The organism is Limnohabitans sp. WS1 (assembly GCF_003063265.1).
GTDB lineage: Bacteria > Pseudomonadota > Gammaproteobacteria > Burkholderiales > Burkholderiaceae_C > Limnohabitans_A.
Genome location: NZ_NERU01000016.1, coordinates 14,265 through 27,806 on the forward strand (window position 1 = coordinate 14,265; position 13,542 = coordinate 27,806).

11 protein-coding genes are annotated in these 13,542 nt (G+C 58.5%); 7 read left to right on the forward strand and 4 right to left on the reverse strand.

What is annotated here, in order from left to right; all coding sequences use genetic code 11:
• The first annotated feature begins 3 nt into the window (after nt 1-3).
• The gene (locus tag B9Z48_RS16710; protein WP_108379924.1) at nt 4-1,128 is read left to right on the forward strand and encodes a class II histone deacetylase; all 1,125 of its coding nucleotides are present in this window, start codon (nt 4-6) and stop codon (nt 1,126-1,128) included.
• 46 nt (nt 1,129-1,174) lie between these two features.
• On the opposite strand, the gene B9Z48_RS16715 is transcribed toward B9Z48_RS16710, so the two are convergent.
• Together B9Z48_RS16715 and pmbA are read right to left on the reverse strand one after the other, a co-directional pair.
• Nucleotides 1,175-2,065 (reverse strand): DMT family transporter, encoded by an 891-nt coding sequence (locus B9Z48_RS16715; RefSeq protein WP_108379926.1) that lies wholly within the window; start codon nt 2,063-2,065, stop codon nt 1,175-1,177.
• A gap of 13 nt (nt 2,066-2,078) precedes the next feature.
• Nucleotides 2,079-3,566 carry a metalloprotease PmbA gene (pmbA, locus tag B9Z48_RS16720; protein ID WP_199233542.1) on the reverse strand — a complete coding sequence of 496 codons (1,488 nt, stop codon included), beginning with the start codon at nt 3,564-3,566 and terminating at the stop codon, nt 2,079-2,081.
• 22 nt (nt 3,567-3,588) lie between these two features.
• On the opposite strand from pmbA, the gene yjgA reads away from it, so the two are divergent.
• From yjgA to B9Z48_RS16750, 6 genes are all read left to right on the forward strand, one after another.
• Entirely contained in the window at nt 3,589-4,248 is a 660-nt protein-coding gene (gene yjgA / locus B9Z48_RS16725; RefSeq protein WP_108379928.1) for a ribosome biogenesis factor YjgA, read from the forward strand.
• Nucleotides 4,241-4,849 (forward strand): molybdopterin adenylyltransferase, encoded by a 609-nt coding sequence (mog, locus tag B9Z48_RS16730; protein ID WP_108379930.1) that lies wholly within the window; start codon nt 4,241-4,243, stop codon nt 4,847-4,849. The genes yjgA and mog overlap by 8 nt, the downstream gene beginning before the upstream one ends.
• Nucleotides 4,850-5,180: 331 nt before the next feature.
• The gene (gene rpoD, locus B9Z48_RS16735) at nt 5,181-7,667 is read left to right on the forward strand and encodes an RNA polymerase sigma factor RpoD (protein WP_199233540.1); all 2,487 of its coding nucleotides are present in this window, start codon (nt 5,181-5,183) and stop codon (nt 7,665-7,667) included.
• Nucleotides 7,668-7,921: 254 nt separating this feature from the next.
• Entirely contained in the window at nt 7,922-8,581 is a 660-nt protein-coding gene (locus B9Z48_RS16740; protein ID WP_108379932.1) for a Crp/Fnr family transcriptional regulator, read from the forward strand.
• A gap of 28 nt (nt 8,582-8,609) precedes the next feature.
• The gene (locus B9Z48_RS16745) at nt 8,610-9,836 is read left to right on the forward strand and encodes an ABC transporter substrate-binding protein (protein ID WP_233261168.1); all 1,227 of its coding nucleotides are present in this window, start codon (nt 8,610-8,612) and stop codon (nt 9,834-9,836) included.
• 1 nt (nt 9,837) lies between these two features.
• Nucleotides 9,838-12,453, forward strand: coding sequence for a bifunctional diguanylate cyclase/phosphodiesterase (locus B9Z48_RS16750; RefSeq protein WP_108379934.1), 2,616 nt, complete (start codon nt 9,838-9,840; stop codon nt 12,451-12,453).
• Nucleotides 12,454-12,462: 9 nt separating this feature from the next.
• Here B9Z48_RS16750 and B9Z48_RS16755 read toward each other — a convergent pair whose 3' ends face one another.
• On the reverse strand, nt 12,463-12,867 hold the full coding sequence (locus B9Z48_RS16755; RefSeq protein WP_019430691.1) for a YkgJ family cysteine cluster protein: 405 nt from the start codon (nt 12,865-12,867) through the stop codon (nt 12,463-12,465).
• A gap of 27 nt (nt 12,868-12,894) precedes the next feature.
• A complete protein-coding gene (locus B9Z48_RS16760; RefSeq protein ID WP_108379936.1) occupies nt 12,895-13,509 on the reverse strand; it encodes a class I SAM-dependent methyltransferase in 615 nt (204 codons plus the stop codon).
• Nucleotides 13,510-13,542: the final 33 nt, after the last annotated feature.

Consider the following 13,542-nt stretch of genomic DNA (forward strand, 5'->3'; position numbering starts at 1 on the left):
CTCATGACCTCACCCACCGCTTACATCACCGATGAAATCTGCTTCTGGCATGACCCAGGCAACTACGCCCTGATGCTCAAGCCCGGCGGCTTTGTCGAGCCCTACAACCGCCACATCGAAAACGCCGATCCCAAGCGGCGTCTGCACAACCTGATCCAGCAATCGGGCCTGATGCAGAGCCTGCAGGTGATCCCGGCGCGCGACGCACAAGTGCACGAACTCACCCGACTGCACAGCGCCAGCTATGTGGCCAAGGTCGAGCAAATTGCCCTGGCCGGTGGCGGTGACACTGGCATTGGCGCGCCCATCTCGTCCAACGGCTGGGCCGCTGCTCGCCGCTCGGCCGGTTGCGCCCTCACCGCCGTGGACACCGTCATGCAGGGCCAAGCCCAAACGGCCTATGCCCTGACCCGCCCGCCCGGTCACCATGCCGAACCCGAGCAAGGCATGGGCTTTTGCGTGTTCGCCAATGCCGCACTGGCCGCCGCCCACGCCATCGAGGCGCATGGACTGGAGCGCGTGGCCATCGTGGACTGGGACGTGCATTTTGGCAACGGCACGCAAAAGTGTTTTGAAGACCGCAGCGATGTGCTGACGATTTCGGTGCACCAGCAAGCGGGCTATCTGTTCGTCAAGGGCGAAGCCGACGAACTGGGCCAAGGCGCGGGCGCGGGTTACAACCTCAACGTGCCGCTGCCACCCGGCTGCGGCTTTGGGGCTTACCGCGAGTCGTTTGAGAAAGTCATCTTGCCCGCCCTGGACGCCTACAAGCCCCAGCTGATCATCGTGGCTTGCGGCTACGACGCCGGACGTTTTGACCCGCTGGGCCGCATGATGCTGGACGGCGTGGCCTTTCGCTGGATGACCGATGCGGTGCTGGACATGGCCCGCAAGCACGCACAAGGCCGCGTGGTCATGACGCACGAAGGCGGCTACTGCCCGGTGTCGGTGCCGTTTTGGGGCATGTCGGTGCTGGAACAAATGAGCGGTTTGAAGACCGAAGTGGTTTGCCCCTTCACCGGGCAACACGACCAGATGCCTGCGCAAAAACTGCAAACCGAACAGGCCCGCCTGGTGCAATCACTGGCGGGGTATTTTGAGGACATTCGGCAAAAGCACTGGGCTTGAACGGCCCATCGGGCACAACGCCCGAAGCCCGCAGAGCACTGGCGGTTCAGCGCTGCAAAATCAAGGCCGCCCCGAGCACCGCCAAGACCGCCCCACCCCAGGCCCCCCAGGCCGGGCGGCGGCGGTACACCCCCCACAGCAGCGGCAGCAGCAAGATGGGGGTGAGCGACGAAAAAATACCCACCAAGTTGGCTTGCCCGGTGTGCAGGGCCTGCAAGATCAAGGTCATGCCCAGCGCCATGGCCACGGCCGCACTGGCCCAGGTGTTGAACAGGGTTTTGGCGCTCAATGGGTTTTGCACCCGCGCCACCTGCGCCCCAGCCCACAGCAGCCCCAAATGCGCCAAAAAGCTGGCCGATGTGCGTACAGCAGACGCGGCCACCGCGTCCACGCCCGAAGCCATCAAGGGCTTGATCATCAAGGTGGCCACCGACTGACACACCGCCGCCAACAGGCCCAGCAAAACCCCTGTCATCAAAGTGCCGTGGGTATTTTCCCAAGCGTGGGTTTCGCTCTCGCGGCGGCCCCACACAATGGCCACCATCACGCCCGAAACCAGCAAACTGCCGCCCACCAAGGTCCAGCCCCAGAGGGTTTCACCCAGAAACAACCAGGCCAACAAGGTGGAAAAAATGGCGTGTGTGGCAAACAGCACACCGCTGCGGCGCGGCCCCAGCCGGTTCATGCAGGCAAACAGCGCCGTGTCGCCGATGAAGATGCCAACAAAGCCCGACAGCGCGAGCAAGGCGATGTTCGATCCGTCCAGGCTGCGCCACTGCCCGGTAAACAAGGCCAACGCCCACAGCAGGGTGAGCGCAAAAAACAAGCGCCAGCGGGTGAAGGCAAACGCGCCCATGCGGCTCGAAGCGGCGGCAGAAAACAAGCTGCCCACAGCCCACGACAAGGCGGCCAGCGCCGCCAAAAGTTCAGCCTGCACAGCGCAGCCGGCCTTAACTGCCTGCCAGTTTCATGCGGTTGACCAAAATCGAGCCAGTCGTTTTGGCCCCCATGTTGTAGGTGTCAGCGCCCACGGCTTCGATGCCCATGAGCATGTCCTTGAGGTTGCCCGCGATGGTGATCTCGTGCACCGGGTAGGCGATCTGGCCGTTCTCCACCCAAAAGCCGCTGGCCCCGCGTGAGTAGTCGCCCGTCACGTAGTTCACGCCCTGCCCCATTAACTCGATCACAAACAGGCCCGTGCCCAGCTTTTGCAGCATGGCGTCCAGGTCGTCGGTGGACTGCGTCAGGCGCGAAGTGAGTGTCAGGTTGTGCGAACCACCCGAGTTGCCCGTGGTCTTCATGCCCAGTTTGCGGGCCGAGTAGCTGGAGAGGAAGTAGCCCTCCACGCGCCCGCCCTTGACCACCTTGCGGCGAACGGAGCGCACGCCCTCGTCGTCAAACGGCGAGCTGCCCTTGCCGCGAAGCAAGTGCGGGTCTTCTTCAATGTCAATGTGTTTGGGGAACACCTTCTTGCCCAGCGAATCCAGCAAGAAGCTGCTCTTGCGGTACAGCGCCCCGCCGCTCACGGCCTGCACAAAGCCGCCCAGCAGGCCAGCCGCCACAGGCGACTCGAACAGCACCGGGCACTCGGTCGTGGCGATCTTGCGGGCCCCCAGACGCGACAAAGCGCGTTCGGCGGCATAACGCCCCACCGCTTCGGGCGAGGCCATCTCGTCGGCCGAGCGCATCGAGGTGTACCAGGCGTCGCGCTGCATTTCGGCGTTGCGCCCTGGCAGCTTGGCGATCGGGGCGACCGAAATGCTGTGGCGCGAGCTGGCATAGCCGCCGCGAAAGCCATGTGTGTGGGCGCTGAAAAAATGGCTTTGCTGGGCCGACACGGCCGCGCCGTCGCTGTTGGTGATGCGGCGACTGGTCTTCAGGGCGGCGGCTTCGCACTGCAATGCAATACGGGCCGCTTCTTCGCTGTTGATGGCCCAGGGGTGAAACAGGTCCAGATCGCGGTGGTTCGTTTCGATGTCGGCTTCGTCGGGCAGCCCGGCGGTGGGGTCTTCGGCGGTGAAGCGGGCGATGTCATAGGCCGCTTGCACCGTGCGCTCGATCGCTGCCTTGGAAAAGTCCGACGTGCTGGCATTGCCCCGGCGGTGGTCCACGTACACGGTCACGCCCAGCGACTTGTCGCGGTTGCGCTCCACGTTTTCCAGCTCGCCCTTGCGCACGCTGACTGACAGGCCACAACCTTCGGACGCCTCGGCACCCGCGTTGGTGGCACCCAGCTTTTTGGCGTGGTGCAAGGCGATGTCGACCAGCTCTTCAAAATGGGCACGTGAGTAGCTGAAGCCGTCGTGGGCATGCGCAGGGGTGGCGGTGGCGGTGTTTTTTTTCACGGAACTTTTCACGGAAGGGTTCTCAAAAAAAATGGCGGGCACCAGGCCCGCAGTGGCCGCTATGATACTTGCCACCCAGCCCCAGCGCTGCATCTGAAAACGAGTTCCCCCAGTCATGTCCCGTAAACCCAAAAAAGGCTATTTCGTCCGGGGTCAGTTTGTTGCCGAAGGCAGCGAGCTTGACCTGGAGTACAAGCGCGAGCTCAAAGGCGGCCTCGACGGCCCGAGCCGCACCGAACTCAAGCGCGAAAGCACCGAACTGCAAGACCTCGGCACAGAGCTGCTCACCCTGCGCCGCGACCTGATGGAGGGCCTGACCTTGCCCGACAAACTGGTCGATGGCTTGGCCGAAGCCAAGCGCATCACCAACTTCGAAGGCAAGCGCCGCCAAATGCAGTTCATTGGCAAGCAAATGCGCCTGCTCAGTCCCGAAACCCTGCAAGCCGTGCGCGAAGCCCTGGACATCCAGCGCCTGGGCAGCGCCAAAGACACCCAAGCCCTGCACCTGGCCGAAGCCTGGCGTGACCGGCTGATTGCCGACGATGCTGCTGTCGGTGAATGGATTGCACATTACGCACAAACCGACATCCAGCAGCTGCGTGCCTTGGTGCGCCAGGCACGCAAGGACGCCGTGCCAGTGACCAACGCAGCCGTGTCGCAAGGCCTGGCCCCGCGCCAAGGCCGTGCTTACCGCGAGCTGTTCAAGCTGGTGCGCAGCGTGCTGACAGGCGGCCAGAGCGATGAGACCCCCGACGAGGAAGCCGAAGATGAGTGAATCCAACGCCACGATCCCTTTTGACCCGGTCAAGATCGGCATCGTGTCCATCAGCGACCGCGCCAGCACCGGCGTGTACGAAGACAAAGGCCTGCCCGCGCTGCAAGACTGGTTGACCCGTGCGCTGCACAACCCCATCACTTTCGAGCCGCGCCTGATTCCCGACGAAAAAGACCGCATCAGCGCCACCCTGATCGAGTTGGTCGATGCCGGCTGCAGCTTGGTGCTGACCACGGGCGGCACCGGCCCCGCCCTGCGCGACGTGACGCCCGAAGCCACGTTGGCCGTGGCCGACAAGGAAATGCCCGGCTTTGGCGAGCAAATGCGCCAAATCAGCCTGAAGTTTGTGCCCACGGCCATCCTGTCGCGCCAAGTCGCCGTCATTCGGGGGCAGAGCCTCATCATCAACCTGCCGGGCCAGCCCAAATCGATTGCAGAGACCCTGGAAGGCCTGAAGGACGCCGAGGGCAAAGCCGTGGTGCACGGGATTTTTGCGGCCGTGCCTTATTGTGTGGATTTGATTGGCGGGCCTTACATTGAAACCCGCGATGAAGTCTGCAAAGCTTTCCGACCCAAAACTGCCATCCGACCTGCCCGCTGAGGCCTGCCCCTCAGGTCAAGGCTGAAGCCCCCAGCCTCAGGGGCACCCCAAACATGGCGCTGCCGTGGCATATTTGGTTATAATCAACGTTTTTCGGCAAGCGCGACAGCAGCACCTCCGGCCAGACCACCGCCATCCAAGCGACGCCCCCATGTGGGCAGGTCACCGTTCCGCAAGGACTGCACACCAAATGTTCGCCCACCCCCTTGCCATTGCAGATTTGAATCCCACCTGAGGATTTGATCTGTGCCTTAACCCACGCCCGCGCCGGGATGTATTAGGCGCTGACTGTGTCTGTTTCCTTGTCCCTTTTTGTGTTTCGAGGTTCGCCATGCCCGCTCAAAAGCCGAAGAATCCTGCCCAGGCCCCCGCCCAATCCACGTCCGTTGCCAAGACCTCTGCTGCTGTGAAAACCAAGGCATCAGTCAAAACGCCTGCCCAAGCACCTGACCCGGTGTCCGCCCCATCGTCTGCTCCCCTGCCCGCAAAAACTGCGGTCAAAGCAAGCGCCAAGGCAGCAGGAACACAAGTCCTGGCCGCGAGCGACCCTGCCCCATCTGCCAAGCCCGTCAAGAAAGCCGCATCTGTGCCTGCCAAGAAATCTGAAGTGACCGAAAAAAAATCCACCGCTAAAGCCAGCGAACCCGTGGCCGACGCCACAGCCAAAAAAACCACCAAAGCGGCCAAAGCTGCTGCGCCCGCAGAAGACAAAAAACCCGCTGCCAAAAAAGTGGTGACCGGTGCCAAACGCGGCCCCAAGAAAAAAGGCAGCATTGCCGAGCCCAGCCTCGAAGACGAATTGGACATCGAAGCCGACCTCGAAGGCGAACCTGTTGTTGAATCCGGCTCTGACACGGCAGAGAAGGTCAAACCCCTTCGCATGAAAATCAGCAAGGCCAAAGAACGGGCCTTGATGAAGGAATTCGGCTTGGACGAAACCGTCCTGACCGAAGCCGAAATGAAGCAGCGCCGCGACCGTCTGAAAGCCCTGATCAAACTGGGCAAGACACGCGGCTACCTCACGAATGGCGAAATCAGCGACCACTTGCCCGACAAGCTGGTCGATGCTGAAACCCTGGAAGTGGTGATCGCCACCTTGAACGACCTGGGTGTGGCGGTGTACGAGCAAACGCCCGACGCCGAGAGCCTGATCATCACCGACAACGCGCCCACCGGTTCAACCGAAGAAGAAGCCGAAGAAGCCGCTGAAGCTGCCTTGTCTACCGTGGACAGCGAATTCGGCCGCACCACCGACCCCGTGCGCATGTACATGCGCGAAATGGGCACCGTGGAACTGCTGACCCGCGAAGGCGAAATCGAAATCGCCAAACGCATCGAAGGCGGCTTGATGGACATGATGGCCGCGATCAGCGCATCGCCCGCCACCATCGCCGAAATCCTGCGCATGGCCAACGAAATCCGTGAAGGCAAGGTCGTCATCTCCACCGTGGTCGACGGTTTTGCCAAGCTCAACGAAGCCGATGACTACGTGGCCGAAGAAGATTTCGACGAATTTGACGAAGCCGATGACGACGATGGCAAAGGCGGCTCCAAGGCCCTGACCAAGAAACTCGAAGAGCTGAAAAACCAGGCCCTGGAACGCTTTGACCGCATCACCGAGTACTTTGAAAAAGTGCACAAGGTGTACGACAAAGAAGGCTGGGGCACGCCCGCTTACAACAAGGTCCAGGCGGCCTTGTCTGAAGAGCTGATGAACATCCGCTTCACGGCCAAAACCATTGAAAAATTGTGCGACATGGTGCGCGGCCAAGTCGACGACGTGCGCAAAAAAGAGCGCGAACTGCGCCGCATCATTGTGGACAAATGCGGCTACCCGCAAGAGCAATTCATCGCCGACTTCAGTGGGCGTGACAAGAACGGCAAGCGTGTCGACTCTCAGCTGCTCAACCTCAAGTGGATTGAAAAGCAGGCGGCAGCGGGCAAGAACTGGAGCGCCGTCATGGGCCGCAACATCCCGCCCGTGCAAGACTTGCAGCAAAAGCTGATTGACCTGCAAACGCAAGTGGTCGTGCCACTCGATGAGCTCAAAGACATCAACAAGCGCATGAACGCAGGCGAACGCGCCAGCCGTGACGCCAAGAAAGAGATGATCGAGGCCAACTTGCGCTTGGTGATCTCGATCGCCAAAAAGTACACCAACCGCGGTCTGCAGTTCCTGGATTTGATCCAGGAAGGCAACATCGGCTTGATGAAGGCGGTGGACAAGTTCGAATACCGCCGGGGCTACAAGTTCTCGACCTACGCCACTTGGTGGATTCGCCAGGCCATCACCCGCTCGATTGCGGACCAAGCCCGCACGATCCGCATCCCGGTGCACATGATCGAGACCATCAACAAGATGAACCGCATCTCGCGTCAGCACTTGCAAGAGTTTGGTTTTGAGCCCGACGCTTCCATCCTGGCCGAAAAGATGGAAATCCCGGAAGACAAGATCCGCAAGATCATGAAGATCGCCAAAGAGCCGATCTCCATGGAAACCCCCATCGGTGACGACGACGACAGCCATTTGGGCGACTTCATCGAAGACAGCACGCACACCGCGCCCATCGACGCGGCCTTGCAAGCCGGTCTGCGCGACGTGGTCAAGGACATCCTGGACAGCCTCACGCCCCGCGAAGCCAAAGTGCTGCGCATGCGTTTTGGCATCGAGATGTCCACCGACCACACGCTCGAAGAAGTGGGCAAGCAGTTTGACGTGACGCGCGAACGCATCCGCCAAATCGAAGCCAAGGCGCTGCGCAAGCTCAAGCACCCCAGCCGCAGCGACAAACTGCGCAGTTTCATCGACACGATGTAAACCACTCGGCCCTCAAAAGCGCAAAGCCTCCAGACTGCCCCGTCTGGAGGCTTTTTTTATTGCGCCCAAAAACCGGCGCACATCACCCGAGCTGACCCGACTTCACCCAAACGGGCCTCCATGCCAGCACAGCTTTCATCTGAAGAGCGCCATGCGTCCGGTGCCGCACATATAAACATTGATTTATAAATAAAATAATAAAAACAATCGAAACAATAAATAGTCAATCAATGCTCAATCCATCAAAAAATTTGATGCTCAAACATTTGATCCAGGAAAAATACCTGCGACTCCTGCCCCACTTTCAGCTGGTGTGCCTGGAAGCTGACCAACTGATTTTCAGACCGCACGAAAACATCCAATTTGTATTTTTCCCCGTCAGCGCCATCATCGCCATGCAAATTGACATGGCCAACGGTGCCAGTGCAGACATCGTGTTGATTGGCAAAGAAGGCATGGTGGGCAGTGGTGTCATGGGGGGAAACCAAAATTTCAGCCGCGCCAAGGTGCGCTTTGCCGGGTTTGCCTACAAACTTCCCTTGGGCTTGTTCCAGTCAGAGCTGGGACAAAACAACGACTTTCTCAAAATCTGGATGGCCACCACACGGCAAATGATTTTGCAAATTGCCATGCCCACTGTGTGCAGCAGCAAGCACAGCAACGAACAACAAATTGTGCGCTGGATCATGAACACGCTGGACAAAACCGAAGGGCAAAGTCTCCAAATCACCCACCAGGAAATCGCAGACATTCTGGGCATACGTCGCGAATCGGTGACATTGGCGGCCGGCAAATTGAGCCAAGAAGGTTTGATCGAAGTCACCCGAGGCCAGTTGCGGGTGCTCGATCGGCCACTGTTGCAATCGCGTGCGTGTGATTGCTACCGATTCATGAATCCGGCCAACGCGCATTGATGGGCAAGCCACTCGCGAGACATCACTCATGAACCCATGCCCTGGACCTTTGCGCAAGTGGGCTCAAAAATGGCTGCCCCGCCTTGTGACCTTGGCTGCAGGCGCAGGGGCTTTCACAGTCTGGGCACAAAGTGGTGTCAACCCCCATCTCGCCCCCGTCTGGATCGGGTTTGACGATGCCTACAGCCTCAAGACCAACACCTCGGCCATGGCCATTGAATGGGGCATTCAGGCCGCCATGGAAGAAATCAACAGCGGTGGCGGCGTCTTGGGTGGCCGCCCCCTGAAACTGATCAGCACCGACAACAAAGGCCTGTCTGCACGCGGCAAGGACAATTTCGTCACCTTGGCCAAAACCCAGAATTTGGTGGCGGTGCTGACCGGAAAATACAGCCCCATCAGCGTCGAAATGTTGCCCGAGGCCCATCGATTGCAGGTGCCGCTGATCAGCGTTTGGGGATCGGCCGACCCCATCACGGACCACGAATTCAAACCGTCCTATTCGTTTCGCGTCTCACTCAAGGACGCCTGGGGCGTCGAGGCCATGGTCAAGCGCCTGGCCACCCGATATGGCGCACAACGCGCCTGCGCCATCTTGCCCAATACCGCTTGGGGAAGATCGGCAGAAAAAGTGATTCAGAAAAAAACGGACCACGACAAAGTCAGCTTCACCGTGATCCGCTGGTACAACTGGGGAGATCTGTCCCTCAAGACCCACTACCAAAACTGCCTGGATGCGCAAACCCAGGGCTTGCTCTTTGTCGGTAACGAAAAAGAAGCTGCCATTTTGATCAAGGAAATGGCCACGCACCCCAGCGCCATGCGATTGCCCGTGGTCTCCCATTGGGGCGCCGTAGGCGGCACCTTGCACGACATGGTCAAAGACGAGCTGAACTTGGTGCAAGTCGATTTCATACAGACTTTCACTTTCCATCAGAACAAACGGCCCCGAGCTGTTTATCTGGCCAACTGGATCTTGAAAAACAAAGGCATCAAAAGCCCACATGACATCCCCAGCGCCGTGGGGGCCGCGCATGCCTATGACACCGTGCACCTGATTGCCAGCGCTGTGCAAATCGCTCAAACCACTTCGCCCCCAAAAATCAGACAAGCCCTGGAAACACTCCCTCCCTTCAGCGGCGCGGTCAAGCACTACGCCCAAGCCTTCACCCCGCAACGGCATGATGCCCTGGACAAATCGCAAGTCCTGTTTGTCAAACTGACCCCCACGGGCCAATTGACAGCGCTGGATTGACATGGGTGAAGCAGCATCCATCAAAGCCCAGATCAGCCGCGATGTTTTTGGCTTGTTTGGCACTTACCTCATTGGGGTCACCAGCCTGAGCATCTTGTTGGCCAGCTACGGCATTTATGCTTTTCAACAAGAGGACTTCAAGCACTACAAAGCCTTGATGTCGACCCGGCTGTCGTTTGAATTCAATTCTGCGGTCAAACAATCTGCCGACCTGGCCCAGTCCACCAAAGTCTGGACAGGTTTGACCGACTCCAGCGGACGTGGCCAGTACCTGGTGCCCCTGTTGACCCAGGCCAATCAAAACCCCAACAGTCAATTTGAACTGCTCGATTACCTGGGCAGACCTTTCGTGCAAGGTCAACATGCAACGAGCTTGGCTCTGAAATCACAGACCAACATTCAAAAAACCATTCAAGACAGCCAGACCCATCTGCAACTCATCCAACTGGGGCAACAAGATCATTTGAGCGTCAGCAGGCCGATCTCTGCAGATTTTTCGGACAGCCCCATCGGGCTTGTTTTGCTTGATCTGGATCTGGGCAACATCATGTCGGTGTTGAATTTTCCGGAAGACCTGAAAGTGAACTACCAACTCAGGCCTTTTGACAAAACGTCCGAGCTCACCGAGCACACCGAAGCTTTCGTGTTTGAGTGGCGCGATGGCGGCAAAAATTTCGCCCTGCACATTCAACTGCAACAAACGTATTGGTCTGCCTTCAAGTTTGTCGTGGCTGGTTTGCTGCTCTCTTTGAGCAGTGCAGGTTTGCTGTTGCTCGGGCTCAAACGGTGGACAAGGCTGTTTTCTGAACGCACCACGCTGCGTTTGGAAAACCTGGTTCAACTGGCCTCGGACATTGTGCAAGGCCATGGCATCAAAAGTATTGATGCCCACTCAGGTGATGAAATTTCCAAAGTGTCCGGTGCCTTGCAAAACATGCTGCAAAAGCAACAATTGGCCACCCAAAAATTGCAGGTTTTTTCAAGAATTTTTGAGACCGCTGCCGAGGCGATCTTGATCACCAATCCGCAGGGTTTGATCATGGATGTCAACACCGCCTTGACCGACATGACCGGTTACAGCCGACAAGAGCTGATCAACCAACCCGCAGGACGGCTGTACATCCAGGATCACAAGGACCTGGATGCCAAGATCATTGCCGACACGGTCCGACGCTTGGGCGCTTGGCGAGGAGAAACCTATTTCTTGAGCAAGCAGCAATCGCAGTTGCCAGTGCTGCTGTCTGTGTCTGCCTTGCTGGGAGAGCAAGGCGAAAGCCAAGGCCATGTGTCTGTGTTTTCGGACATTCGCGCCATTCGCGATGCCGAGAAAAAACTCAAAAATCTGTTGTGCGAAGACGTCCTCACAGGTTTGCCCAACTACAGAGGATTTCTTGAATACATCCATCAAAAAAATGGCGATGATGGGTTTGTCTTGCTGTTCATTGACCTTGATCATTTCAAAAACATCAACGACACATTTGGCCATGAACAAGGCGACGAAGTGCTCAGGCAAACCGCACAACATCTGAAATCAACCCTGCCTGAGGGTAACTTTTTGTGTCGCAGATCCGGCGACGAATTCATCGCCGTCCTGGACGTCAAGACGCCATGGCCCGCGTTTCAAGACACCTTGAAACGGATTTTTGAACCCGCACTCTTGACCCTCAACCACCTTGGCGCAGTGCAAGTCACAGCCACCTTCAGCGCAGGCGCAGCCGTCTATCCTGACCATTCCAGCAGCATCCATGAACTGCTGGTTTTTGCAGACACCGCCCTGCTTTTTGCCAAGGCATCAGGCCGCAATCAAATTCAATGGCTCAACGCCCAAATGATGTCGGACACCCTGCGCAAAGCCAAAGTGGACAGCAAATTGGCCGGGGCCATTCGCGAAGGCAAAATCACACCACACTACCAGCCTGAAGTGGACATGCTGACCGGAGAAATCGTGGGTTTTGAAGCCTTGGCGCGTTGGCATGATGAGGAACTGGGCGCAGTCAGTCCGGCTGAATTCATTGACCTGGCCGAACAATCGGGCCTGATTGTCCCCTTGACCCAAAGCATGTTCCAACAGGTGGTGCATGACAGCCTGGCGATCCGCCTGAAATTTCCCAAAGCCGTGATTTCTTTCAACTCCTCGCCCCAATTGCTGGCAGGAAAACGGCTCTTCACCATCCTCTCAGCGCTGGCGGCCGATTTGGAAAATGGCCTGGACGCCTTTGTGCTTGAAATCACGGAGTCGGATTTTGGTTTAAGTCCCCAAGAGCTGTCCATTCAACTGCAGTCCATCATGGGCTTGGGGCTTCGCATTGCCATCGACGACTTTGGCAAGTCCTATTCATCGCTGTCACGTCTGTCAACTCTGCCCATTCAGAAACTGAAAATCGACATGTCCTTCACGGCTGGGCTCGATCGAAAAGAAAACGAAAAAATTGTTCTGGGCATTTTGGCTTTGGCCAAGTCCATGGAGCTTGAAGTCACATCGGAAGGGGTTGAAACCCGTTTCCAACGTGACACCTTGCTGCGTTTGGGGTGCAGGCAAGCACAGGGCTTTTTTTACAGCAAACCCATGCCACTGGCTGCGCTTTTGTTGTTGCCGAGTCACTTGCTCATCGATTGAGCAACACCCTCAGCGCGACTGCGCTTTGTTGCCGTAAGGGCAATGGTTGGGACGTGGCCCCACCTGCGGGTGCAGGCGGCAAGTGTTGGGCCGCTTGTCATACACCGTGCAGCGGCGGGTTTTGGCGTCCAGAAACTGGCAGTCGCCGCTGGCACGGCGTGCCAAGCTGAAGATGCTGTTCTTGAAGTTGAAATGCTCGATCAAGCCGGCTTTGGAGAGGCGCTTGGCAATTTGTTTGGGGTCTTCGTGCTCGGCCTCAAAGGGGTCCACCAGCTCCAGCCGCACCAGATCGGCCAACTTGACCTCGACCGGCATGGTGCAGCAGTTGGCCGCACAGGTGTCACACAAACCGTTTTTGTAACGGGTCCAGGTTTCGCAACGGTCAACGTCAACGACGGCAATGGGGGATCTCATGGGCGGGATTATCCCGGATGCGCCAACTCACGCCGCTTGTGCTTGGCCCCAGTAGTGAAATGTCATCGGGCGCGGACCCGCCAGGTAGCCCGACTGGATGCTGGATGCAAAGCCTGTTTCTTCCAACAAAGCAGGTATGTCACGCCCCAGCTGGCAGCCCCCAGCCAGCGGACCCCACAGCGGTTGCAGGCGGTCCTGCCATCGGCGCACAGCTTCGTCAGGTGCCCGGCCGTGTTCGCAAAACAAGAGCTTGCCGCCCGGCACCAGCACCCTGCGCATCTCGCGCAGGGCTTGTGCCGCATCCGGGATGCTGCACAGGGTGTAGGTGCAGACCACGGTGTCAAAGCTGGCATTGGCCGTGGGCAATTGCTCGGCCGACAAGCCCATCAGTTCCACTTCAATGCCTGCTTCGCGGCTGCGCTTTTGGGCCAAGCGGTGCATCTGCATGGCCGGGTCCACACCCACCAGGCGAGTGATGCGGGTTCGGTCGTAAAACGGCAGGTTACGGCCAGTGCCCATGCCGATCTCCAGCACACGACCCTGCGCTTGGGGCACCAACTGGCGGCGCTGCGCCTGCACCATGGGCAGGCCGCAGGCGATGTCGATCAGGTAGGGCAAGACGTAGCGGTCATAAATAGTCATGGCAATGGCCTCCGGCCCTGTGAAGGTTAAAGT